20 protein-coding genes are annotated in these 24568 nt (G+C 44.3%); 7 read left to right on the forward strand and 13 right to left on the reverse strand.

Annotation, left to right across the window (positions count from 1 at the left end; translation table 11 throughout):
- Nucleotides 1-24 precede the first annotated feature (24 nt).
- A complete protein-coding gene (gene serC / locus Aso01_RS01735; RefSeq protein WP_004939443.1) occupies nt 25-1104 on the reverse strand; it encodes a 3-phosphoserine/phosphohydroxythreonine transaminase in 1080 nt (359 codons plus the stop codon).
- Between the two features lie 371 nt (nt 1105-1475).
- On the opposite strand from serC, the gene Aso01_RS01740 reads away from it, so the two are divergent.
- The 4 genes from Aso01_RS01740 to Aso01_RS01755 are packed head-to-tail and all read left to right on the forward strand — an operon-like array spanning nt 1476 to nt 6237.
- Entirely contained in the window at nt 1476-2900 is a 1425-nt protein-coding gene (locus Aso01_RS01740) for a TolC family protein (protein ID WP_004939446.1), read from the forward strand.
- Nucleotides 2901-2913: 13 nt separating this feature from the next.
- On the forward strand, nt 2914-4002 hold the full coding sequence (locus Aso01_RS01745; RefSeq protein ID WP_004939448.1) for an HlyD family secretion protein: 1089 nt from the start codon (nt 2914-2916) through the stop codon (nt 4000-4002).
- 1 nt (nt 4003) lies between these two features.
- Entirely contained in the window at nt 4004-5134 is a 1131-nt protein-coding gene (locus Aso01_RS01750; protein ID WP_004939450.1) for an ABC transporter permease, read from the forward strand.
- On the forward strand, nt 5131-6237 hold the full coding sequence (locus Aso01_RS01755) for an ABC transporter permease (protein ID WP_004939454.1): 1107 nt from the start codon (nt 5131-5133) through the stop codon (nt 6235-6237). Before Aso01_RS01750 ends, Aso01_RS01755 begins: the two co-directional genes overlap by 4 nt.
- A 42-nt stretch (nt 6238-6279) precedes the next feature.
- On the opposite strand, the gene gyrA is transcribed toward Aso01_RS01755, so the two are convergent.
- From gyrA to Aso01_RS01775, 4 genes are all read right to left on the reverse strand, one after another.
- Entirely contained in the window at nt 6280-9024 is a 2745-nt protein-coding gene (gyrA, locus tag Aso01_RS01760) for a DNA gyrase subunit A (RefSeq protein WP_004939457.1), read from the reverse strand.
- Nucleotides 9025-9392: 368 nt separating this feature from the next.
- Nucleotides 9393-10328, reverse strand: coding sequence for an FAD-binding protein (locus Aso01_RS01765; protein WP_004939462.1), 936 nt, complete (start codon nt 10326-10328; stop codon nt 9393-9395).
- 17 nt (nt 10329-10345) lie between these two features.
- Complete coding sequence (locus Aso01_RS01770; protein WP_004939466.1) at nt 10346-11095, reverse strand: electron transfer flavoprotein subunit beta/FixA family protein; 750 nt, start codon at nt 11093-11095, stop codon at nt 10346-10348.
- A 415-nt stretch (nt 11096-11510) separates the two neighbouring features.
- Complete coding sequence (locus Aso01_RS01775; protein WP_042065105.1) at nt 11511-12410, reverse strand: tyrosine recombinase XerC; 900 nt, start codon at nt 12408-12410, stop codon at nt 11511-11513.
- A 176-nt stretch (nt 12411-12586) separates the two neighbouring features.
- Between Aso01_RS01775 and Aso01_RS01780 the strand changes: the two genes are divergently transcribed.
- Complete coding sequence (locus Aso01_RS01780) at nt 12587-13213, forward strand: LysE family translocator (protein ID WP_039909998.1); 627 nt, start codon at nt 12587-12589, stop codon at nt 13211-13213.
- Here Aso01_RS01780 and Aso01_RS01785 read toward each other — a convergent pair.
- The 6 genes from Aso01_RS01785 to Aso01_RS01810 form a co-directional block, all read right to left on the reverse strand.
- Complete coding sequence (locus Aso01_RS01785) at nt 13210-13818, reverse strand: alpha/beta fold hydrolase (protein ID WP_004939477.1); 609 nt, start codon at nt 13816-13818, stop codon at nt 13210-13212. The two genes, Aso01_RS01780 and Aso01_RS01785, sit on opposite strands and share 4 nt — an antisense overlap.
- A gap of 99 nt (nt 13819-13917) precedes the next feature.
- On the reverse strand, nt 13918-14763 hold the full coding sequence (gene dapF / locus Aso01_RS01790; RefSeq protein WP_004939480.1) for a diaminopimelate epimerase: 846 nt from the start codon (nt 14761-14763) through the stop codon (nt 13918-13920).
- A 3-nt stretch (nt 14764-14766) separates the two neighbouring features.
- Entirely contained in the window at nt 14767-16017 is a 1251-nt protein-coding gene (gene lysA / locus Aso01_RS01795; RefSeq protein ID WP_004939484.1) for a diaminopimelate decarboxylase, read from the reverse strand.
- Nucleotides 16018-16040: 23 nt separating this feature from the next.
- Nucleotides 16041-16259 carry an LPS translocon maturation chaperone LptM gene (gene lptM / locus Aso01_RS01800; protein ID WP_004939487.1) on the reverse strand — a complete coding sequence of 73 codons (219 nt, stop codon included), beginning with the start codon at nt 16257-16259 and terminating at the stop codon, nt 16041-16043.
- Between the two features lie 123 nt (nt 16260-16382).
- Nucleotides 16383-17795, reverse strand: a complete 1413-nt coding sequence (locus Aso01_RS01805; protein WP_004939488.1) for an amino acid permease — start codon at nt 17793-17795, stop codon at nt 16383-16385.
- Nucleotides 17796-18048: 253 nt separating this feature from the next.
- Nucleotides 18049-19587 (reverse strand): alanine/glycine:cation symporter family protein, encoded by a 1539-nt coding sequence (locus Aso01_RS01810; protein ID WP_004939491.1) that lies wholly within the window; start codon nt 19585-19587, stop codon nt 18049-18051.
- Nucleotides 19588-19946: 359 nt separating this feature from the next.
- Between Aso01_RS01810 and radA the strand changes: the two genes are divergently transcribed.
- Together radA and Aso01_RS01820 are read left to right on the forward strand one after the other, a co-directional pair.
- Nucleotides 19947-21326, forward strand: coding sequence for a DNA repair protein RadA (gene radA, locus Aso01_RS01815; RefSeq protein WP_004939495.1), 1380 nt, complete (start codon nt 19947-19949; stop codon nt 21324-21326).
- Between the two features lie 143 nt (nt 21327-21469).
- Complete coding sequence (locus Aso01_RS01820) at nt 21470-22468, forward strand: Tim44 domain-containing protein (protein ID WP_004939497.1); 999 nt, start codon at nt 21470-21472, stop codon at nt 22466-22468.
- A 41-nt stretch (nt 22469-22509) separates the two neighbouring features.
- On the opposite strand, the gene epmA is transcribed toward Aso01_RS01820, so the two are convergent.
- Both epmA and Aso01_RS01830 read right to left on the reverse strand, forming a co-directional pair.
- Nucleotides 22510-23499, reverse strand: coding sequence for an EF-P lysine aminoacylase EpmA (gene epmA / locus Aso01_RS01825; RefSeq protein WP_004939499.1), 990 nt, complete (start codon nt 23497-23499; stop codon nt 22510-22512).
- A complete protein-coding gene (locus Aso01_RS01830; protein ID WP_004939501.1) occupies nt 23496-24563 on the reverse strand; it encodes a 4-phosphoerythronate dehydrogenase in 1068 nt (355 codons plus the stop codon). The genes epmA and Aso01_RS01830 overlap by 4 nt, the downstream gene beginning before the upstream one ends.
- Nucleotides 24564-24568 lie beyond the last annotated feature (5 nt).

The raw sequence follows: 24568 nt of genomic DNA on the forward strand, positions 1-24568 counted from the left end.
GGGCTTTTTTTATTGCCTATGCAATTAGCCGTTGGCTTTGACAAATGCGTCCATAAAGTTGACCAGTGCTTGCACGCCTTCAAGCGGCACAGCATTGTAAATGCTGGCACGCATTCCACCAACTGAACGATGTCCAGCAAGGTTCAATAGATTGTTTTGCTCTGCTTCTTTTAAGAAACGTTTTTCCAATGCTTCATCTGCCAAAGTGAATGGCACATTCATAATCGAGCGATTGGCCGGCGCAATCGGGTTGTTATAAAAATCACTCGAATCGATATAACCATAGAGTAATTTGGCTTTTTCAAGATTGGCTTGATGAATGGCCTCAACACCACCTTGCTCTTTTAACCACTCAAATACCAAACCAGCCAAATACCATGAATAAGTTGCCGGTGTATTCACCATAGAGTCATTTTTAGCTTGTGCAGAGTATTTTAACAGGCTCGGAATATCTGCACGTGATTGGTCAAGCAAATCGTCACGAACAATGACCAAAGTAAGACCTGCGGGGCCAATATTTTTTTGCGCACCAGCATAAATCAAACCAAACTTACTCACATCTAGCGGTGCAGACAAAATGCTAGACGATAAATCCGATACCAACGGCGCATTAACCTCAGGAATACCTGCAAATTGTAAGCCCCCGATGGTTTCGTTATCTGCATAATGCACATAAGCTGCATCTTCAGACAATGCCCATTCAGACTGAGGCTTAATACCAAGCTTGCCATCAATTTGAGTGCCTGCTTCGATTACATTGATATCGCCATAACGCTGAGCTTCTTTTAGCGCTTTTTCAGACCAGATTCCAGTATGGATATAATCTGCCTTGCTGTTTTTTCCAAGCAAATTTAATGGAATTGCTGAAAACTGTAACGATGCACCACCTTGCAAGAATAAGACTTTATAGTTTTCAGGAATGTTCATCAGCTGGCGCAGATCGGCTTCAGCCTTTTCTGCAACGGCAACATAATCAGCGCTACGGTGACTCATTTCCATGATGGAAAGCCCTTTACCCTGCCAGTCCAACAGTTCACGTTGAGCTTTTTCTAAAACAGCAGTCGGTAATGCAGCTGGGCCAGCACAGAAATTGTACGCGCGCATGATCGTTCCTTTATATAATTGAAACTAAACTAAAGTTCGCATTTAACCACATCTTGACAGCGCATGCAGCAGCATTGAGCATATATTTTTTATATAACTTGATGCCTTTTAGCCTGAATTTACGATTAATCAAATCAGATAAACAATAGAATATCCAGTCAGATTAATCCAAGCATATTGATTGCTTTTTAAACACCCCACGTGCTATACATTTGTATAATAAACAAGACTATAACTGATGCTTTTACAATAAAGATTATACTTTCAGGAACAACACGACGTGACTTGATATGACATTACAACAGCGAATGATAAAAATGAATTTCAGGTGCGCAAACTCACCTCCTCCAGTCAAGTTTTTGTTTGGCTGTATGGCCGCTTTGCTTTTATGTAGTGAGGTGGCACTTGCTGAGGGCATCAGTTATGTAGAGGCAGAGCAACAAGCGCTCACATCCTCTTACAGCACTCAGGCCAGTCAAGCCTTTGAACAGGCAGCACGTCTTGATGCACAAGCCACTAAAGGCCTAGGACGCCCACGTATTGACCTTAATGTACGGGCTTATAAATTCCATAGCGAAGTTGATCTCCCTTTAGACAGTTTTAAACAAAATCTTGAAAATACTTTGAGTCAACGCTTGAGCGAGCAATTGTCTCAGGTGGGTGGCGTGTTGCCGCCAGATGTACTCAATACGATTCAGACGGGCGCGAATACAGCCATTTCAGATGGAATTAACCAGTTTCCCAATTACGCAAATTTAAGTATTGAAGATGAAGTGATCAGACCCACCATTTCTCTAGTCATGCCCATTTACACAGGCGGCCTGATTAAAAGTGCCAAGCAAATTGCTACCATACAGGCTATGCGGGCACAACTCAGTACAGAACAACAGCAAGATATTCAACGATTTGAAATTATTCAGGCTTACTTTAATACTCAGCTACAAACGCAATTGGTGAAATCGAGCCAGTTCAATGCGGATGCCATGCAAAAACATGTCAATAACGCCTTCAAGCTCGAACAGCAAGGCTTTATCAGCAAAGGCCAGCGAATGCAGTTTGAAGTGGCACGTAACAACGCCCTGCGCTTATTACAAAATGCTCAAAGCAACTTAAACAGCAGTCAGTTTCAGTTAAATCATCTATTACATCAGCAAATGAACGGGAATCTCACCACACCGCTTTTTGTCAATACAAAACAAACATTGCCTTTGAATCAATTTTTGAGCTCGTATCCCAATCAGTCTAATCTCATTCGAAAAATGCAAATAGACACCCAACTGGCAGATGAAAATGTGAAAGCACAGCGCGCCGCCAAAAAGCCGACTGTATTTGCCTTTGCCGAATATAGCTTAGACAAAAACGAAAACTGGATTGTGGGTGTGGTGGCACGCTACAACCTGTTTGGTGGACTAGATAAAAATAAAAGTATCGAATCTGCCGAACTCAAGCGCTATGGCAGTCAGCTTTTAGTCGAGCGTACCAAACAGGAAATTGAAAATATTATTCAAAAATCTTATAGCGAAATGGGTTCTTCGCAGCAAACACAAACGCTGCTGAATGACAATAAACGCGCTGCACTTGAAAACTTACGCATCCAAGAGCTTTCATTTAGAGAAAACATGGGAACGGCCAATCAAGTGATTGATGCACAAAATGCCGTGCAAGTGATTGATACAGAAATGGCCATCAATGCTTATAAATACGTGCTCTCTCTGGCCACGCTGCTCCAAAGTCATGGCTCGATTAGTCAGTTTAAAACGTATTTAAATCAGCCTAATACAGTATATATTTATTAATTACGAGGACATCATGCCGACAGATCAATCGTCTTCTGACACTGAACATCCGGTGCCCTCTGCCTCTGAGTCGGCAACGACCACCGGACCCCAGCAAAAACAGACACCACATGGCCCTAAGCGCGCCGTAAAAATCATTGGTTTGATCATTTTATTACTCATCATTGGACTGATTATTTATGGTTTATGGAAAGCGTATCAGCCTCGTAGCGTAGCATTGCAAGGTCGCGTTGAGGCCGAAACGCTTTACGTCACCACCAAAGTGCCTAGTCGTATTGCTGAAATCTTTGTCGAAGAAGGTCAGAGTATTAAGAAAGGTCAGGCACTTGCTCGCTTGGTTAGTCCTGAGATAGAAGCCAAAAAGCAGCAAGCGCAAGCCGCTTTACAATCGGCTTTAGCACTTCAATCGACAGCAGAGCGCGGTTCTCAAGAAGAAAATATTGATACCTTATATGCCAACTGGCAAAGTGTAAAAGCTCAGGCGGAACTGGCTGAAACCACGTATCGCCGTGGTGAAACACTCTACAAAGAAGGCGTCATTTCACGTCAGCGTCGCGATGAAATGTTCGCAGCACAGCGCTCTGCCCGAGCTTTAAGCGAAGCCGCGTATCAACAGTATGCACGTGCCAAGCGTGGCAGTACGCCACAACAAAAATCGATGGCAGATGCACAGGTCGATATTGCACGTGCTGCGCTGGGTGAAGCTGAATCGTTAGAAACTGAAACCAAACTCTACTCCCCAATAAACGGCACTGTTTCCAAAATTTATGGGAAACCCTCGGAGTTGGTCGCTGCCGCAGTGCCTGTGGTCAGTTTGTTAGAGGATGACGAACGCTGGGTCAGTTTAAATGTCCGGGAAGATCAGTATCGAAGTGTCTATCAGCAAAAAACACTTCAGGGATATGTACCCGCACTTGATAAAAAGATCAATTTTAATATTCAACACATCGATGCCGAAGGTGAGTTTGCCACCATTAAAACCACGCGACAAACCGGCGGTTACGATATCCGTAGCTTTAAGCTTCATCTTAAACCCACAGAAGCACTAGCTGATTTAAAAGTGGGTATGAGTGTGATTTTTGATGTAGTTGAGGCCAATTGATATGTGGGCCTGTTTCTGGCGTGAGTGCATTTATCTGCTCAAAAACAAATGGGATTTGGCGATGGTTACACTCGCCCCCCTATGTGTTGTGGTGCTGTTTGCAAGTATGTTTTATCAGGGGAAACCCGATCATCTTCCCATTGCACTCATTGACCAAGATCATAGCCAGCTGAGTCGCATCATCGAACAGGATTTACGCCATAATCCCACACTAGATTTGAAATACGTTTTAACCAATACGTCTGAGGCTGAGGAACTCGTAAACAAAACCCAAATTTGGGGATATGTACATATTCCAGAAGGTGCAGAACAGCGTTTAGTGAATGCACAAGATGCACAGATTAGTGTGGCGTTTAATCAGTCATTTTTTAGTATTGGCAACACCATTTCAAGTGCCATGCTCATCAGCACACTCAATGCCATGGGCGAGTTTGGTGGTGAACACTATTTTTCAGCATTATTGCCTGCCATTGACCTGCCCACACCGCATGTCAAAGTCTCAACACTTTACAACCCTAGCTTAAGCTATGAGTTTTATCTAGAGCCTTTCATGGTACCCGCGATTTTGCATTTATTGCTGTGTTGCTGCGTTGCATTTGCAATCGGTCAGGAATTTAAGCGCGGCACACTGACGCAATGGAGCGCACCTGACAATGCCATGAAAATGCTACTTGCCAAAACTTTACTCTATGTCGTGATTTTTTGTGCTTGGACATGGCTATGGATGTTCTGGCTGATTGTGGTTCGTGGCTGGTTTGTTGCAGGCAGTTTGAGCCTGCTTTTAATGGCACAGTTTTTACTTTATTTCGCATATGCCATGATTAGCGCAACCGTTATGATTGCATCGCAAAATATGGGCCGAACCTTTGGATTTATTGCCGTTTATGGCGGATCATCCTTAAGTTTTGCAGGCGTTACTTTACCACTGAACAATGCACCGATTTTTACACAATTTTGGTCCATGATTATTCCATATACACCGTATGCAAAGCTTCAGACCGAGCAATGGGTGGTTGGAAGTGATGTTTCTATTTCATTATGGCCACTTCTGATCTTGCTGTTTTACTGTGTTTTTTATTTTTTGGTGTCGAGTCGCTTGCTTAAAAAGCGTGTGCAGGAGGCACTCTCATGAAAAAATTCTGGTTTTATTATCTGCACACGTTTAAAGAAATTGCAAAAAATTCCTCGATTTTGACGACTGTTGTGTTGTCAGTGTTTTTTTACAGCTTCTTCTACCCCACTGCGTATAAGGCAGAACACGCCGAATCACTCCCCATTGTGATTGTAGATGAAGAACAAAGTGCTTTAACCTCAACCATCATTAGTCAAGTCGCAAATAGCCCTAAAATCAAGATTGTTGCAACCACGACAAACTTTCTTGAAGCAGAGCAAATGGTTAAAAACCAAAAAGCAGATGGTATTTTGTATCTGCCTGATCAATTAAGCATGAGTGTTCGACGTGGTGAAATAGGCGGCGTTGGACTTTATATCAGTGCTGCATATTTTTTAAAAATCAAAGAAATTGGTTTAGGACTGGCGCTCTCTATCGAACAAGTGATTGCCGAATATGCCGAAAAATTTGGTCAGATTACGCATTTTAAACCGGCGCTTTCGATTCATCAGATTCCGCTTTTCAACACGCTTTCAGGCTATGGGAGCTATGTATTTCCCGCCGTCGCACCGCTGATTATTCATCAAACCATTGTATTGGGTTTAGGTATGTTACTTGGAGGATATAAAGAAGAACGGTATCAGCCCACATCGAGTCAGTTTTGGGGAATATTTGCCAGCTTTTTTACCATTGGATGCCTAGGCTGTCTGTATATGTTTGGCTTTGTGTTTTGGAAAAATGATTATCCGCATGGCGGAAATTTCTGGGGCATGCTGGTTGCGGTTCCAATCTTTGTGAGTTGTATTGTTAGCTTGGGTCTGCTTTTTGGTTCTTTACTCGATATGAGCGAACGTGCCGGACATTTTCTGGTTTTTACTTCTATTCCATTGTTTTTACTCACCGGAACCGCCTGGCCGATACAGGCCATGCCTCACTGGATGCAGATTTTTAGTGCGTTGCTGCCATCTACGCATGCAGTACAGCTATTTGTACAGCTCAATCAAATGGGGGTTCATTTAAGTGCTGTCGTGCCCAAACTTATGATATTGACGCTCATGACCGTAATCTTTTTAGCATTGGCTTACTATCGGTGGATTCATCGCACGCACAATCGACATTCATAAAAAAAGGAAGCCAAAGCTTCCTTTTTTTACATATCAAGATGGTTAAGCTTGATCATTGCTCTCTGAGTCATTTGCAACACTTTGATTTGCTGCATCAGACTCGATATCTGCTTGCTCTACTGCATCTGATGCTTGAGTCTCGAGATCTTCAATCAGATCATCTTCATCTTCCACAGCCTCAATGGATACCACACCTACCAAGGTTTCTGCATCGCTGAGACGGATCAAGCGAACACCTTGTGCATTACGGCCTGTCATTGCAACTTCGGCGGCACGGGTACGTACCAAGGTTCCGCCATCCGAAATCAACATCAGCTCTTTGGTTTCATCAATTGAAACAGCGCCTACCAATTCACCATTACGCTCGGAGGTCTTGATTGCAATCACGCCCTTGCCGCCACGTTTTTTGGTTGGGAAGTCATTTACTGGTGTACGCTTACCATAGCCGTTGGCACTGGCACACAGCACTTCACCAGTCTCTGGTACAACCACCAATGATACAATGCGACTCACCAGATTTGAATCGTTAGAATCATCTGAATCATCTGCTTCATCGGTATCGAGTTCTGCATCTTCACTATCTACAGCAGCAGCCAGCGTCACGCGCATACCGCGTACACCTTTTGCGGTACGTCCCATGGCACGCACATCGGTTTCTGCAAAACGAATGGCCTTACCTTCATTAGAAAACAGCATGATTTGCTGTTGACCATCGGTAATGGCTACACCAATCAAGGTATCTTCTTCATTGAGCTCGATGGCACGTAAGCCGTTTGAGCGGATATTGGCAAACTGCTCAAGTTCTACACGTTTTACCGTACCTGAAGCTGTTGCCATAAAGACATAATGGTCTTCTGGGAATTCAGTCAGCGGTAAAATTGCAGTGATGGTTTCATTGGCATCTAATGGCAGCAAATTGACCATAGGACGGCCTTTTGCACCACGCGATGCTTGCGGCACTTCAAACACTTTCAAACGGTACACTTTACCCACATTGGTAAAGCACAGCACGGTCGCATGATTCGACGCCACAATTAAATGCTGGATTATATCGTCATCTTTCATTGACGTTGCAGATTTACCACGTCCACCACGGCGCTGCGCCTGATAGTCTGACAATGGCTGTGTTTTGGCATAACCCGTTTGTGAAACGGTCAATACCACCTGCTCTTCTGGAATCAAATCTTCACGACAGAAATCAATACGTGATTCGACAATCTGAGTACGACGTTCATCACCATACTGTTGTAAAATCAGTGCAAGCTCTTCACGAATCACCGTCATCAACAGATTAAAATCGTTTAAAATTGCTGTCAGTTCGGCAATTTGAGCCAAAATTTCGCTGTATTCGGCGTGGAGTTTGTCTTGCTCTAAGCCTGTTAAACGATGCAAGCGAAGCTCAAGAATTGCACCCACTTGCGTTGGTGACAAGCGGTAGATCTGGTCAGATAAACCAAATGGGCGCGCTGGATCTTCACCCTCAATTTCATCTGGACGAACCGAAACCGAACCCGCTTTTTCGAGCAAGGCAATCACACCGCCACCGGCCCATTCGCCCGCCAAAAGGCGTTCACGTGCTTCAGCCGGATTCGCCGAGGTTTTAATGGTTTCGATGATGTTATCAATATTGGCTAAGGCAACCGTTAAGCCTTCCAAAATATGACCACGTTCGCGCGCTTTACGCAGTTCAAACATGGTACGGCGTGTTACCACTTCTTGACGATGACGGATAAATGCCGCAATGATGTCTTTCAGGTTCATCAACTTTGGTTGTCCGTTGTCTAGACACACCATATTGATACTGAATGAGTTTTCTAGCTGGGTATTCAAAAACAGGTTATTGACGATCACTTCCGCGTTTTCACCGCGTTTCAAGTCAATCGCAATACGCATGCCTTCTTTGTCGGATTCGTCGCGAAGCTCCGAAATGCCCTCAAGCTTTTTCTCTTTGACTAATTCGGCAATACGCTCAATCACACGTGCCTTATTGACCTGATACGGAATTTCCGTAAAGACAATGGTGGTACGTCCGGTTTTTTCATCTTCTTCAAAATGATATTTACCGCGAATATGCAAACGCCCCTTACCTGTTCGGTAAGCATCGACGATGCCTGATTTTCCATAGATGATACCACCTGTCGGAAAGTCTGGACCGGTGATATGTTCCATCAAGCCTTCAATGGAGATATTCGGGTTGTCTGCATAAGCTAGACAGGCATGAATCACTTCATTTAGATGGTGCGGTGCCATATTGGTCGCCATACCGACGGCAATCCCTGCTGCTCCATTGATGAGCAGGTTTGGAATGCGCGTTGGCAACACATCTGGAATACGCTCTGAACCGTCGTAGTTATCCACCCAGTCCACGGTGTCTTTTTCAAGATCTGCCAGAAGCTCATGTGTCAGCTTGGTCATACGCACTTCCGTATAACGCATCGCTGCTGCACTGTCGCCGTCCACAGAGCCAAAGTTACCCTGACCATCGACCAACAGATAACGTAGACTAAAATCTTGTGCCATACGCACGATTGTGTCGTATACAGCAGTATCACCGTGCGGGTGGTACTTACCGATCACATCACCCACAACACGTGCTGACTTTTTATAGGCTTTGTTATAGTCATTGCCGAGCTCGTGCATGGCATAAAGCACACGACGATGCACTGGCTTAAGGCCATCACGTACATCTGGCAATGCACGCGATACAATTACGCTCATCGCATAATCTAGATATGAATGCTTGAGTTCGTCCTCAATGGCAATCGGTCGGATTTCCGATACGCTCATGCATACTCCTTGTAGACAGCAAGCGCTAAACTTGCTGCAATATGTCTTGATCTTGCAATAAAATTCAGCTCAAAAAAGCTGAACTAAAAATAAAAAATACAGCGGCAAATGATAGCATAATTCTGCTTCTGAATGTACGATCTCGCCGTGATCTGGCTTTTATATTTATATAATTTACAGATTATTTACAGATTTAATTTTATACTGATTTAAAAATAGACAACCGTATTCTCAGTCTGGTTTTTTACATGACTTTTTTAGTAAATGGTCACGCTTTTCCTAAAACAACTCACGCTAAATTTGGCAGGATTGATCAAATAAAAAACCCCAGCAAATGCTGAGGTTTTCAGATCCAATCAAAGCGCTGATTAGAGCTTAGATACCAATTCTGGTACAACAGTGTTCAAGTCACCGACTAACCAGTAGTCAGCAACACTGTTGATTGGCGCTTCTTCATCCTTGTTGATTGCAACAATGACTTTAGAATCTTTCATACCCGCCAAATGCTGAATCGCACCTGAAAGACCAACAGCAAGATAAAGATCTGGTGCTACGATTTTACCCGTTTGACCTACTTGATAATCGTTTGGTACAAAACCGGCATCTACAGCCGCACGAGAAGCACCTTGCGCTGCACCTAGTTTATCTGCCAATGGATCGAGAACCTTGTGATAGTTCTCACCTGAACCCACACCACGGCCACCTGACACCACGATACGTGCTGCAGTCAACTCTGGACGATCCAGTTTCACAATTTCTTCGTTTACAAAAGTTGAAACGCCTGCATTGGCTGCCTCACCGACTGCTTCGATTGCAGCAGAGCCACCTTCGCTTGCCACTGCATCAAATGCAGTACCACGAACGGTCGCCACGATAATTGATTCTTCAGATTGAACTGTTGCAATCGCATTACCAGCGTAGATTGGACGCTTAAACGTATTTTCAGATTCAACTGCAATAATGTCGGAGATCATGCTGACATCAAGTAAAGCCGCTGCGCGTGGCAGAATGTTTTTACCTGAAGTCGTTGATGCTGCCAAAACATGCTTATAACCTGATTTCGCTACATCAGCCACAAGCTGAGCGACGTTTTCAGCCAATTGGTGTTCGTACACAGCGTTGTCTGCAAGAAGAACTTTGCTGACACCCGCAATTTTTGCTGCCGCGTCTGCAACAGCCTGAGCACCAGCGCCTGCAACCAATACAGCAATATCACCACCGATTTTTTGTGCTGCAGCCACAACATTCAAAGTTGCACCGTTAAGTGTCTTATTGTCGTGCTCAGCGATAACTAAAATACTCATGATTTTATCCTTCCGTATTAGATCACTTTCGCTTCATTTTTTAACTTTTCAACAAGCTCATCTACCGATTTCACTTGAACACCTGCTTTACGCTCTGCTGGTGCTTCAACTTTAACGGTTTTGAGTTTGGTAGTCGCTGTTACGCCATAATCTGCTGGAGATTTGGTTTCAAGCGGTTTTTTACGTGCTTTCATAATGTTTGGAAGCGCCGCATAACGTGGCTCATTCAAACGAAGGTCGGCAGTCACAATCGCAGGTAGCGTCAGTTCAACGGTTTGCAAACCACCGTCGATCTCGCGTGTAACTTGAACTTTACCCGCGTCTACTTTCACTTCTGATGCAAAGGTACCCTGACCTGCATTCAAAAGTGCACCGAGCATCTGACCCACTTGGTTTGAATCATCATCAATGGCTTGTTTGCCCAATAAGATCAGTTCTGGCTTTTCAGCGTCTACCACACCTTTAAGAATTTTAGCCACTTCAAGTGCGCCAATATCATCAGATGTTTCAACCAAGATACCACGGTCTGCACCCAAAGCCATTGAAGAACGGATTTGTTCTTGCGCTTCTTTCGGGCCAATTGAAACCACAATAATTTCAGATACAGTTCCCTTTTCTTTTAAACGAACCGCTTCTTCCACTGCGATTTCACAGAATGGGTTAATTGACATTTTTACGTTGGTTAGGTCAACCCCAGTATTGTCCGGCTTAACGCGAACTTTAACGTTGGCATCAACCACACGTTTTACAGCAACAAGAGCCTTCATGTAATCCTCGGCTGTTTCAGCAAGTAAATGTTCAGAAGCATTATAGTAACGCTTCAATATAAATTTTTTAGGTGCTTTATCTTGCTATGTGTTTGGCATTTCGGTCAAGTCACAATTACAGCCGCCAAGATAAATCTGCAATAAAACTGTGGAATCCACAGTTCATTTTTTCTAATCTAAATGTTTTGTTATTGAATTTACAGTATTTTTAATTATTTTTTACTTATTGATTTATATTATGTTTTTATTTGATTTGTTTCATCAGCGTGCCTGATAGTTTGGTTAATTTATGTAAAAAAGCTCACTTCTTCATCATTTTGAAATTGATTGACTGCCTAGATCAAAGATGTCATTCGAGTAAGCGAGTGTTAAAGCGACTCGGAAGTCATATTTTGTATTGTCATTTTTCTTCAAGTTATCGCGATTTATCTGGCTTCTGCGCCCGAGGATGCGCCTGGTCATACACCTGCGCCAAATGGTCAAAATCGACATGCGTATAAATTTGAGTGGTACTTAAGTTAGAATGGCCCAGCATTTCTTGAACCGAGCGCAAGTCCCGACTGGCCGAGAGCATATGACTGGCAAAGCAATGCCGAAGTAAATGGGGATGTAAATCGACATTGACGCCTGCACGAATGGCCTGAAACTTCACCCGATTTTCGATTTGTCGCGGTGAAAGCACGCCCCCTTTTTGCGACACAAAAAGTGGATCATGCGGCTCGAAATGCCCCTTCCAAAGCTGATATATCTTCAGCCATGCCATGATACTGTCCTTTGCCTTTTGACCAAACGGGACGACGCGTGTTTTATTGCCTTTACCGGTCACACGTAATAATTGACGTTGAAAATCGAGATCACGGAGCTCAAGTCCTTGCAACTCGGCCAGACGCAAGCCGCTTGAATAGAGCAATTCAAGCATGGCTTTATCTCTTAGCCATAGCTGCTGATCAACAGCATCACTTGGTGCAGGTTGATCTAAAATCTGCAGCACAGTTTCGATATCGACCAAGCCCGGCAACGGTCGCGATTTGCGTTTGAGTTTAAAATCATCGACAGGATTATGGCTTAAATGGTTCGACTGCTGCGCCCATTTCATAAACTGGCGAATCGAGGTGAGATGACGCTGTAAACTCGCTGAACTTAAATGATCGTGTTCAACACGATGTGCAAGATATTCTCTTAAATCCGCCGCTTCGATATTGCCAAGACTGAGTTTTTTCTCTGTGCAAAACGCTAAGAAATGAGTTAAATCACGATGGTAAGCACGCAGTGTATGCTCAGAATGGTTCTGAAGTTGTTTTTCCTTGAGCCACATGCCCAGTAACTGCTGTTCAAACGCCAAACGTGTCTTCCTTAATTTTAATCAATTTAACTTTGGTGATGACTGAAACTGCCGAATATAAAACCGCTTAAAAACGACCACTAACAGCTCATCGATCAATGCAACTTAGTATACAATTCATTGATCACTCTGAGAGAAACTTTGTTGCCATGACGACTCTGCTGGTTTCTTATTTAGTTGCCATTAGCATACTTACAATTACGCCGGGGTTGGATACGACATTGATTATTCGTACCGCAACACTAGAAGGAAAATCCAGCGCCTTTCATGCAGCGCTTGGGATTAGTACAGGCTGTATCGTGTGGGGGCTCGTAGTTGCATGTGGATTAGGCGCGTTATTCATGGCTTCGGCAATGGCTTTTAGTGTATTGAAATGGGTTGGTGCGGCTTATTTAGCTTGGCTTGGGCTAAATATGCTCTTCAAACCTCGCCATCATCTGGGGCAAGTGACTTCAAACATTCCCCCTAGTTTTGCACTACGCCAGAATGCATTTTTTAAAGGTTTTCTGGGCAACTTACTTAATCCCAAAATTGGGATTTTCTATCTTTCTTTTTTGCCTCAGTTTATTCCCGCAGAAGCCGCTGCATTTTCATGGATTATGGGGCTGGTGATGTTGCATGTTTTGATTGGTACCATCTGGTCAATGCTGTTGATTTGGGCAATGCAACCTATTTCTCGCTTTTTAAAACAACCCAAATTTGTGCGCGGTTTAGATCGTATTACGGGCAGTATCTTCCTGATATTTGCCCTCAAACTCGTTTTGAGTAAACGCTAATCCAACTGTTTGATAAATTGCAAAATCGGCGGAGCAATCTTACTCGCTTGCTGCTCGGCCAGTGCATGATCACCTTCTGGTACTACAAGTAGGTTCGCAGCGGGCAGCAAGTGCTGAAAATGTACCCCGACGGATACCGGACTGATACGATCTTGATCTCCCCAGATCAGAAGTACGGGTTGCTGAATGTCATGTAAACGATGCTCATGATTGACTCGTGTATGAACAAACCAGTCTGGATAATTTAAATAATGTTCTTGATAAGCACTTCGCCAGTCTTCAACATCAAAACCACTCAAATCCAGACCACCCGAAGTGGCAATCAACACCAAGCCTTTGACCATTTCCGCTTTTTCGAGTGCGGCCTGAACCGCAAAAATTCCTCCCATCGATTGAGCAATAATAATAGACGGCGTATCAATTTGCGCCAGCACATACTCAGTTAGCGTATCAAAATCGGTGATCGTGTCTTGAGCCGGTTCACAGCCAAATCCCGGATAAGCAATTCTTTTGCTTATATCGTTTGATCCTAAATAGTGAATTAAAGGCTGCCAAAATTGTGTACTGCCCGATGCACCGGGTAAAAAAATTAATTGTGTAGTCATTTTTTTTCAGTTATTCAATCGATTAAATTTAAAATATCCCATATTTCAGCATAAAAAAAGCACGCCCAGTCTAAGCGTGCTTTCTTGGTATTTTATAGATCAGGTTTGAAAGTAACGTAAATCAAGGCGTCCTTCATAGACTGTGGCTGTTGGCCCCGTCATCCAGACCACATCACCCTCTTGCCACTCGATTTGAAGTTTTCCACCTGCCAGCTCGACTTCTACCGAATTCGCCAGTAAACCACGACGCATACCACTTACGGCTGCCGCACATGCACCCGTACCGCAAGCAAGCGTTTCGCCCACACCGCGCTCAAACACACGCAAGCGCACATGCTTTTCATCCAAAATCTGCATAAAACCCGCATTGACACGCTGTGGAAATTGCACATGCGCTTCGACTTGTGGCCCCATGCCTGCAACATCAGCTGTCAAGATATCCGGCACAATGGTCACCGCATGTGGATTTCCCATATTGACGACATCAATTTTTAAGCTTTGCTCATTGGCTAATGGAAGCGTATACAAGGCATCCAGTTCTTCTGTCATAAATGGAATATCCTGTGGATGAAACTTAGGATAACCCATATTGACGCGTACCCAGCCATTAGGGCCAAGTTCTGGTTCAACAATTCCCGCTTTGGTTTGCACTCTGATTTTGGTTTTTTTGGTGAGTTGTCGCTCATGTACAAAGCGGGCAAAACAACGCACACCATTTCCGCACTGCTCCACTTCCGAACCATCTGCATTGAAAATGCGATATTTAAAATCGGTTTGCGGATCATCTGGTGGCTCGACAATCAATAATTGATCAAAGCCAATACCAAAATGACGATCTGCCATACGCTGGATGGTGGTGGTGTCTAAGTAAGCACGTTGGCTAATTAAATCGAGCACAACAAAGTCATTGCCCAGACCATGCATTTTGGTAAATTCAAGTAACATGTCTTAACCCTCTGGCAGCAAACGTTCTTTTTCCCACAACGACTCGATGGTTTCACGCTCACGAATCAAATGTGCGGCATTACCTGCCACCATCACTTCTGCGGCACGGCCACGGGTGTTGTAGTTTGAACTCATCACAAAGCCATAAGCACCTGCGCCCATCACCGCCAGCACGTCATTTTCTTTAAGTGCAAGGCTTCGGTCTTTACCCAGAAAATCACCTGTTTCGCAAATTGCCCCAACGATATCCCAAGTTTTTTCTTCAGCATCCGATGACGCTGAAACAGACTGAATATCCATCCATGCTTCATACAATGACGGACGAATCAAGTCATTCATGGCTGCATCAATAATGGCAAAGTTACGGTGATTGGTTGGCTTGAGCAAATCAACTTTGGTCAATAACACACCCGCATTGGCACTAATACTACGACCTGGTTCCATATATACTTTAAGCCCAAGTTTTTGTAGCGCAGGCTTGAGTGCAGCAGCGTACTCTGCAGCGGTTGGCGGTGTCTCGTCTTTGTAACAGACTCCCAAACCACCACCGATATCGATGTGCTTGATCTCAATTCCCAGCGTTTTAAGCTGTTCGATCATCACAATCACGCGATCTAAAGCATCTACAAACGGTTTGGTTTCGGTCAACTGTGAACCAATATGACAATCGATTCCAACTACATCTAAATGAGACAGCGAGGCTGCATATTGATACGTTTCAAATACGGTATCACTTGGAATACCAAATTTGTTTTCTTTTAAACCCGTTGAAATATAAGGATGTGTCTTGGCATCGACATCGGGATTAACGCGCAATGAAATGGGTGCACGTAAGTTGAGGCTCGCTGCAACCTTTTGAATACGGTCGAGCTCGGCATAAGACTCAACATTAAAACACGCAATGCCGACCTCAAGTGCTTTTTGAATATCGGCCTCAGATTTACCCAAACCAGAAAATACGATTTTGCTTGGATCACCGCCCGCAGCCAATACACGTGCGAGTTCGCCACCGGTTACAATATCAAAACCTGAACCCAGTTTTGCCAAAACATTCAGTACCGCCAAATTAGAGTTTGATTTCACCGCAAAACAGATTTGATGATCAATAAAATCAAAGGCACGATCCAGATCTTGATAATGTTTTTCAAAGGCTGTCTTTGAATAAACATAAAGTGGCGTACCAAATTGCTGCGCGAGCTGCTGAAGTGAACATTGCTCGGCATGCAATATCCCATTAATGCGGGAGAAACTCATGAATGCATCCTTATTTTTAAAGCTTAAGGTGAAGAAGAAACTGGCTGAGAAGACGCTGAATGATCAGGAGTCGAAGTTTTGTCTTTCGAGGTTTTGTCAGACTGAGGCTGTGAATACAGCAAATATTTTGCACGTTTGTCGTAATTTGGATCGGATGGCAAATGTAATGCACCCGTTTGACCACAGCCCAGCATAGCCAGACTCATGGTGAGTAAACTTGTGTAGCAAATGAAACGGCGCATCTGATCACCTACTCAAAAAATTTGAATAATTATACCGTGATCCAACACAGGACCAAAGTACAAAAGCAACAAGCTTAAAAGGAAGCGAAAAAAAACGCCAGTCATTGACTGGCGTTTTTTTAATTATTTCTTGGATTTCAATCGAGGCTTGTAAAAACCAAAGTAACCAATCACCAAAATAACCAGCCAGATTGGGCTGACCATCAAGGCTTTCATGGTGTCTGGCTCTAATGACAGCACATAAATCATTCCAATAAAGAAAATGATCACCACCCAGCAGGTAAACAAACCGCCAGGTAATTTGAAAATAGATTTGGCATGTAACTCTGGACGGGTTTTGTAATAGACCATGTAGCTCCAGATAATCATCAGCCATACACAAATAAACAAAATGGTCGATAGCGTAGTCGCCAGTGTAAAAGCTTCAACGGTATTGGGTACAAAATATTGCAGCGCTGCACCGAGCAACAAACACACCGTTGAAAAATACAATGCATTTGCAGGAACACGGCCTTTATTGAGCGTACCAAAAGGTTGAGGTGCTTGGCGTTCTTTAGACAAACCAAATAGCATGCGACTGGTAGAGAATACACCGCTGTTCATCGATGACATCACCGAAGACAAGACCACCAAGTTCATGATAATTGCCGCTGCTGCAATACCTGCCTGACTAAACAGATTTACAAACGGGCTGATGTTTGGATCAATCTTATTCCATGGTGTCACCGACATCACAATCAACAAGGCCAGTACATAGAAAATAATGATTCGAATCGGGATGGAATTGACTGCCTTAGGCAAATTACGTTCCGGATTTTTGGTTTCAGCCGCAGTGGTGCCCACGAGCTCTACCCCAACAAAGGCAAAGATCGCAATCTGGAAGCCTGCCAAGAAACCGTGCATACCCGTTGGGAAGAAGCCACCATTGGCCCACAAATGCGTAAATGATGCCACTTCACCACTGGTCGAGGTAAAGCCCGTGAAGATCATCCAGAGTCCGACCAAAATCAGGACCACAATCGCAGTAATTTTGATCATGGCAAACCAGAACTCAAGCTCACCAAACAGTTTTACGGTCATGAGGTTCAGCCCCATGATGAAAATAATCGCCGCAATACTGATCATGGCGCCTTCGGTTGGTGTAAAAGGAAGACCGTTATTAAAAAACTGCAAATAATAAATAATCGCAGATAAGTCAGCGATACCGATGGTAATCCAGCACAACCAGTAGGTCCAGCCTACAAAATATCCTGCCCAAGGGCCGATCAAATCAGTGGTAAAGTCGATAAAAGACTTATATTGAAGATTGGAGAGCAATAATTCGCCTAGCGCACGCATGACGAAAAAGACCATCACTCCAATGATCAGATAAATAAATAAGATCGATGGGCCGGCAAGACTAATGGTTTTACCAGAGCCCATAAATAAACCTGTTCCAATTGCACCGCCAATTGCAATCAGTTGCAAATGCCGATTAGAAAGGCTTCGTGATAACTCATGTTCTCCAGAAGATGAGTCGTGGTTATAATTCGACATTGCTACAAAACACTCCAGTATTTTTATAGAGCCAAAGCAGCGTCTGCTCAAAAACAATTCTGCACCATTTTATGGCATCTTATTCAACTGAATGATTTTGATAAACGTTCTGCTTGGCGATTGCGTAGTTGTATAACGCCACGCATGTGTGCGTACACTCGTTTTCGATCATACGCACAAGGTAGAAGCAATACAATTCACATTTTTCGACACTTGAGTCTTCAAAAAACGTGAATTTAAATTGAGTGGCATGTTAGATTGCGGTCTTTTTCGACGATACGTTTTGAGCTTGCGCCTCTAAAGCATTTTTGGTTTTTAAGCGTTCTTCCCAATAAGTGGCATTTTTAATACCGAGTTTAATTGGATCGAAGGTATATTCTTTTACACCTGCCTTTTGTTGCTCTTCATAGTCTCGTAGCGCCTTGATGGTCGGTTTCCAGACAAAATAAGTCACAATAATCCCGATAATGTTAATCCATGCCATAAGTCCGACACCGATATCACCAATTCCCCAAATGTAGCCTGTGGCACTCATGACGCCATAGGCAACCGAAAGAATGATAAAGCACTTGGTTAGAAACAGTAGCGAAGGTGTTTTGGTGATGTAACTTAAATAAGTGATGTTGGTTTCCGCGATGTAGTAATAGGCAACAATGGTTGTAAAGGCAAAAAAGAATACGGCAAGTGCAACAAAGATCTGCCCAAAGCCACCAAATACGGTACTAACGGCCATTTGAGTAAAGGCAGGTGAACCAATTTCTGCGGTTGAAGTGACGTTTTGTATAATGAACTGACCAGCTTCTAAAGTTCCTTGTACATTGTACATGCCCGTAATCAAAATCATAAAAGCGGTTGCAGAGCAGACAAACAAGGTATCTACATAAATCGAAAATGCTTGTACAAATCCCTGTTGTGCCGGATGCTGCACTTCTGCCGCAGCGGCGGCATGCGGACCGGTTCCCTGACCTGCTTCGTTGGAATAAACCCCACGCTTCACCCCCCAGCCAATTGCCGCACCTAATCCGGCCATCGGGCTGAATGCATCTGCAAAAATCATTTTGATCACACCCGGTAAGGCTTCAAGATTCATAAACACAATCACTAAAGCCATCAAGATATAACCAAGCGCCATAAACGGCACCACAAATTCGGCAAAACGAGCAATACGCTTAATCCCACCAAAAATAATCACGGCCAGTAAACTAACAATGACCACCAATGCCAGCAGTTTATAGGTTCCTACCTGTCCAAAAACAATCGCCCCTTCTCCTGTAATCTGAGTAAACGCATTTCCTACTGCATTGGCCTGAATTCCCGGTAAAAATAATCCGCAAGACACCAACGCGGCAATGGCAAATAAAACCCCCAGCCAGCGTTGGCCCAAACCACGATCGAAATAAAATGCCGGGCCGCCGCGATATTGTCCTTGATATTCAACTTTATAGATTTGTCCAAGTGTCGATTCAACATAGGCAGTACTCGCGCCTAGAAAAGCCACCACCCACATCCAAAACACCGCACCAGGGCCGCCGAAGCCAATTGCAGCGGCAACACCAGCAATATTACCTACACCCACGCGCCCTGAGAGCGACACAGAAAGCGCCTGAAATGATGAAATTCCCTGTGCCGATGATGAACCATTCACCAATAAACGGCCCATCTCTTTGATTTGTCGCACCTGTACAAATCGCGTCAAAATCGAAAAAAACAACCCTGCGCCCAAGCACAAATAAATCAGTGCCGGACTCCAAATAATACTATTAACCCAATCGACAATTTCAGCTGCACTCATATACATTAACCTTGCAAATTTATTTATTTTTTTGAAAAACAGATTAAATGCTCTGTTTTCATGTCTTTGAGCAAGAGCAATAACTATGCCAGAGTCTTATCAGGTTATGGCAAACGTCGATACAGTTGCTCAAAGTTCCTCCATGGAAGCGCAAACAGAATGATAACGATCGAGAAAAATCCAATTTCAACGATTGTGCAAAAATTCCTTATCATGTTATTTTCCTGATCACTTCCCTTTAATCAGTCAAATACAAAACTCGCTTGTTTATGTGGCCTTAAAAAAAATTGGGTGTACATGCGATATTTTGTACTTCCTTCTGTTTTAACTTCTTTATCGAAAATTTTCAATTTTTAAATATGGCAAAAATCAAAAGTGTCTATCGCTGTGAACAATGTGGTGCAGATCATTCTAAATGGGCAGGCCAATGCTCTGAATGCGGAGAATGGAACTGCTTGACTGAAGTCCGATTGGAAAGCGTAACACCACATCGGGCAAAACCTAAACTCGGTGGATATGCAGGAGAAATCTCCACTGTTACCACGCTCAATAAAATTTCGGTTTCGAATGTACCGCGTGTTGCCACCGGTATTAGTGAATTTGATCGGGTACTTGGTGGCGGTTTGGTTACGGGTTCGGTGGTTTTAATTGGCGGTGACCCGGGGATCGGAAAATCCACAATTTTGCTGCAAACGGCAACACACATGGCCAGCAAAAGCAGTACTGCACTTTATGTGACTGGCGAAGAATCGCTGTCGCAAGTGGCACTGCGGGCACAACGCTTAGATCTACCTACCGATCAGCTCAAAGTCATGGCAGAAACCTGTGTCGAGAGAATTTGTGAGATTTTGGCACAAGAGCGCCCAGTGGTGGCCATTTTAGATTCGATTCAAACCTTATATACCGAAACACTGCAATCGGCACCGGGCGGGGTTTCACAAATTCGCGAGTCGGCTGCTCTTCTCACTCGCTTTGCCAAAAACAGCGGAACCGCATTATTTATTGTGGGTCATGTCACTAAAGAAGGCGCACTGGCAGGCCCACGTGTGCTTGAGCATATGGTCGATTGTGTGCTGTATTTTGAAGGCCAATCCGATTCACGTTATCGCATGATTCGTGCGGTAAAAAATCGATTTGGCGCGGTAAATGAGCTTGGCGTTTTTGGGATGACCGATAAGGGCTTACGAGAAGTGGCCAATCCCTCTGCCATTTTTTTAAGCCGTTATAATGAAGCGATCCCCGGATCGATTGTGATGATTAGTCGCGAAGGCACGCGCCCCCTCTTGGTGGAAGTTCAGGCACTGGTCGATGATGCACAAGGTCAGCCGCGACGCGTGGCACTCGGCCTCGAGCAGAACCGCTTAAACATGCTGCTCGCAGTGATGCATCGGCATGGCGGTGTGCAAACCTCTGGACAAGATGTGTATGTGAATGTGGTCGGCGGATTAAAAATTACCGAAACAGGCTCGGATCTGGCTGTGTTGCTGGCCTGTGCATCTAGCTTAAGAGCCAAGGCGTTACCACAACAACTGGCCGTTTTTGGTGAGGTCGGGTTATCGGGTGAAATCCGCCCGGTTCCAAATGGTCAGGAACGTTTAAAGGAAGCCGTCAAACACGGATTTACTCATGTCATTTTGCCTAAAGGTAATGCTCCGCAAAAAGCAATTGAGGGCGTACAGGTGATTGCGGTATCACGTTTGCACGAGGCCTTGCAAACTGCGATGGAGCTATCCGAATAAGATAAAATTGGAGCATCTTTTGACGCGAATATGTTTCGACATAAAAAACATCTTTTTTGTGTTGAAATTCGCCTCAAAAGCCTGCATATATGTAGTCTTAGATTCTTTTTATTTTGTTTTTATTTTTTATACAGGAATTTTAAATGAAAGTAAGACAGCGTGGCCTGATTACAGGCATCATGATGGCTGCTTTAGTTGTTGCTCCTCTTGCAGAAGCAAAGCGTGCGGGCGGTGGTAAAAGCCACGGCATGTCTCGCTCTGCGGCACCGACTCAATCTTACCAACAGCCTCGTCAGGTTACGCCAGCGCCTCAAACTGCGCCAGCGGGAACACCTCAACGTTCTGGCCCAGGTGTGGGAACAGTGGTTGCTGCAGGTGTAGCGGGTGCTGCGGTGGGTGCGCTTGCCGCCAATGCAATGGCTGATGACAAACATACAACATCGCCAGAACAGCAAGCGACTCAGGCTCAGCAACAGCAGCAAGAAGAGAAAAAAGGCGGCCTACCGGGCTGGATCTGGATTGTGCTGATCGCTGCAATTGCTTTCTTTATTTTCCGTCGTTTCGGTGCTAAAAAAAAATTAGCAGGTAATAATAATCCTTACGCACCAAACAACAGCGGTTCTTCACCGTTTAACAACAGCTCTACGCCTGCTGCTCCACGCGCTGCAGCTGGCGGTGACAACACCAATATTTTTGGTCAGTCTGTTGGTGGTTCAGCTGCACCAAGTGCAGCGCCGTTTGGTGGTGCTTATACACAAAGCGGTAGTCAGTTACCGGATGGTACTGAACCAGCAGCGTTCTTGCGTATTGCACGTCAACGTTTTAACCATATTCAGTCTGTCAATTCTGCAAATAATGTTGAAGAAATTCGTCGTTACTTGACGCCTGAATTGTATGCATCGATGTACAACGACATTTTGGCCAATCAGGACCAAGACGTTGCTGAGTTTAGCAACCTAAATGCAATGGTCGTCGATTCTGCGACTGAAAACGGTCAATATGTGGTGAGTGTACGCTTCACAGGTACTGTGAGTGAAGATCTCAACAGTCTTCCACAACCGTTTACCGAGATCTGGCATTTTGTTAAGCCTGCGGGTTCAACAGAAGACTGGAAAGTCGCGGGTATTCAGCAAGAACAATAATATATAAATAAAAAAAAGCCGCGTAACGCGGCTTTTTTTATTTACGCTCTAGATGCAGGGAAAGCAATCACCTGTTCAATGTTGAGCTTCTGAGTGGCCACCATTAACAAACGGTCAATACCCAAAGCAATGCCTGAGCATTCTGGTATATGTGCTAAGGCTGCCAATAAGTTCTCATCAAGTGGCATCACCTGTAAGCCTAATTTGTCTCGCTCTTGGTTATCTGCTTCAAAACGTGCGCGGAGCACCGATGCATCAAGCAATTCATCGTAGGCATTAGCCAGTTCCAAACCCTCGATATACACTTCAAAGCGTGCGGCAACTTCTTCGCCGTCTTCATCTAGACGTACTTTGGCCAAAGAAGCCATTTCAGGTGGAAAATCGGTGAGGAAAATTGGTGTATCGAAGCCCAAACTTGGCTCGACAAAATGTGAAAATAATAAATCCATGTAGGCTAAACGATCATCGCCTAAATCTAGCGTCAATCCTACACGTTGTGCAGTCTGTTTTAATTGTGCCAGCGTTGCCTGTAAAGGATTAATATCTAAACGATCTTGAAATGCATGTTTGTAGCTCAAAACCAGTGGGCGAATTTCATCAAAACGATGCGCTAAACACACGTTTAATAGCGCCGCAGTTTCATGCATCAACTCGCGTAAATCTAGCCCGGGGCGATACCACTCCAGCATAGTAAACTCACTGTTGTGTTTGCGACCATGCTCGTCGTCTCGAAAAACCTTACAGATTTGATAAATCGGGCCACTACCCGCAGCCAGCAGGCGTTTCATGGCAAACTCAGGTGAGGTTTGTAAATACTGTTGCTGCATACGACCTTCGATATGGCGTTGCACCTGCACAGATGCCAAATGAACATCAGTAACTCCTGCCTGAGATACGATCGGCGTTTCAACTTCCATGACATTACGCTGGGCAAAAAACTCTCGAATAGTACGGTAGAGCTGTGCGCGTGCTTTAAGTGCCTCAATTGAACAAGTAGGCAAAGCCGTCTGACTTTCAAAGCGTTGACTCATGCCACAGGGCCTCCGTGTGCAGCCCATTCACGGCGTAGTGGATATTCTTTTCGAAGTCGGTCAAAGGCTTGCTGGTCTACCCGCCCCGCCTTTAGACACGCCCTTAAATTTTGATCATCACGCTGGATATCGTAGATCTGATGAAGATGGGCTTTTAATGCCTCAGTCAGCGTGTTTTCTGTGAAATAGGCATCGCCTTGAGGCAGTTGGGTTTCAAATCGCTTGGTCGCTTCAAAGCCAAATACCTTACAAAACGCCTCATAAACCATTTGTGTACCGCGGGCTTTGCCTTCTAGACTATAGCCTGCAATATGAGGCGTGACCAATGTCACCAAATCAAGCAGCTCTTCTGAGATTTCAGGCTCATGCTCAAACACATCGAGTACAACTTTGCGCTGTGTACGTTTAAGATCAGCAATTAATGCTGCTTCTTCAACAACCGGCCCCCGCGCACTATTGATCAATATGCTATCTGGTGGCATGTGAGCAAATACATCATGATTAAAAAGATGCTGTGTCGGATATGCTCCAGACGTGGTTAAAGGTACATGAATAGAGATAGCGTGACTATGCTGTATCAACTGCTCAAAACTGACGTTTTGAATGCCGTCGAGTTGCACAAAGGGATCATATCCCATCACTGTCCAGCCGATTTGCTGCGCCATCGATGCCAGTCGGCGCCCTACGTTTCCTAACCCCACGATTCCTAAATGGAAGCTTTTACCTTGATCGAGTACAGTGTTATCAAGCTGATAGAGCGCAGTAATAACATATTCAGCCACTGCTTGCGCATTACAGCCGGGTGCATTGCGCCATGTAACATTCTGACGATCGAGCGCTACGGTATCCAGATGATCCGTCCCAATGGTGGCGCTGCCAACAAACTGTAACTGACTGTCTTGAATAAGCGCGGCGTTGACTTTAGTGACGGAGCGAACAATCAATGCCTGTGCATCATGCACATCTTCGGCAGTGAGCAAGCGCCCTGCCCGATGCTGAATTTCTCCAAATGATGAAAAAAAATAATCTGTAAACGCAAGATTTTCATCTGCGACAATCTTCATAATAT

It is taken from the genome of Acinetobacter soli, from assembly GCF_000760595.1.
Classification (GTDB): domain Bacteria; phylum Pseudomonadota; class Gammaproteobacteria; order Pseudomonadales; family Moraxellaceae; genus Acinetobacter; species Acinetobacter soli.

Coding starts and splice junctions, on each gene's coding strand:
- Aso01_RS01765 (WP_004939462.1), bottom strand. CDS start 10,328: ATGAGTATTTTAGTTATCGCTGAGCACGACAATAAGACACTTAACGGT.
- Aso01_RS01755 (WP_004939454.1), top strand. CDS start 5,131: ATGAAAAAATTCTGGTTTTATTATCTGCACACGTTTAAAGAAATTGCA.
- Aso01_RS01745 (WP_004939448.1), top strand. CDS start 2,914: ATGCCGACAGATCAATCGTCTTCTGACACTGAACATCCGGTGCCCTCT.
- epmA (WP_004939499.1), bottom strand. CDS start 23,499: ATGAGTCAACGCTTTGAAAGTCAGACGGCTTTGCCTACTTGTTCAATT.
- Aso01_RS01820 (WP_004939497.1), top strand. CDS start 21,470: ATGAAAGTAAGACAGCGTGGCCTGATTACAGGCATCATGATGGCTGCT.
- lysA (WP_004939484.1), bottom strand. CDS start 16,017: ATGAGTTTCTCCCGCATTAATGGGATATTGCATGCCGAGCAATGTTCA.
- Aso01_RS01770 (WP_004939466.1), bottom strand. CDS start 11,095: ATGAAGGCTCTTGTTGCTGTAAAACGTGTGGTTGATGCCAACGTTAAA.
- Aso01_RS01785 (WP_004939477.1), bottom strand. CDS start 13,818: ATGACTACACAATTAATTTTTTTACCCGGTGCATCGGGCAGTACACAA.
- Aso01_RS01805 (WP_004939488.1), bottom strand. CDS start 17,795: ATGTCGAATTATAACCACGACTCATCTTCTGGAGAACATGAGTTATCA.
- dapF (WP_004939480.1), bottom strand. CDS start 14,763: ATGTTACTTGAATTTACCAAAATGCATGGTCTGGGCAATGACTTTGTT.
- Aso01_RS01830 (WP_004939501.1), bottom strand. CDS start 24,563: ATGAAGATTGTCGCAGATGAAAATCTTGCGTTTACAGATTATTTTTTT.
- serC (WP_004939443.1), bottom strand. CDS start 1,104: ATGCGCGCGTACAATTTCTGTGCTGGCCCAGCTGCATTACCGACTGCT.
- Aso01_RS01775 (WP_042065105.1), bottom strand. CDS start 12,410: ATGTGGCTCAAGGAAAAACAACTTCAGAACCATTCTGAGCATACACTG.
- Aso01_RS01750 (WP_004939450.1), top strand. CDS start 4,004: ATGTGGGCCTGTTTCTGGCGTGAGTGCATTTATCTGCTCAAAAACAAA.
- radA (WP_004939495.1), top strand. CDS start 19,947: ATGGCAAAAATCAAAAGTGTCTATCGCTGTGAACAATGTGGTGCAGAT.
- Aso01_RS01740 (WP_004939446.1), top strand. CDS start 1,476: ATGGCCGCTTTGCTTTTATGTAGTGAGGTGGCACTTGCTGAGGGCATC.
- Aso01_RS01810 (WP_004939491.1), bottom strand. CDS start 19,587: ATGAGTGCAGCTGAAATTGTCGATTGGGTTAATAGTATTATTTGGAGT.
- Aso01_RS01780 (WP_039909998.1), top strand. CDS start 12,587: ATGACGACTCTGCTGGTTTCTTATTTAGTTGCCATTAGCATACTTACA.
- lptM (WP_004939487.1), bottom strand. CDS start 16,259: ATGCGCCGTTTCATTTGCTACACAAGTTTACTCACCATGAGTCTGGCT.
- gyrA (WP_004939457.1), bottom strand. CDS start 9,024: ATGAGCGTATCGGAAATCCGACCGATTGCCATTGAGGACGAACTCAAG.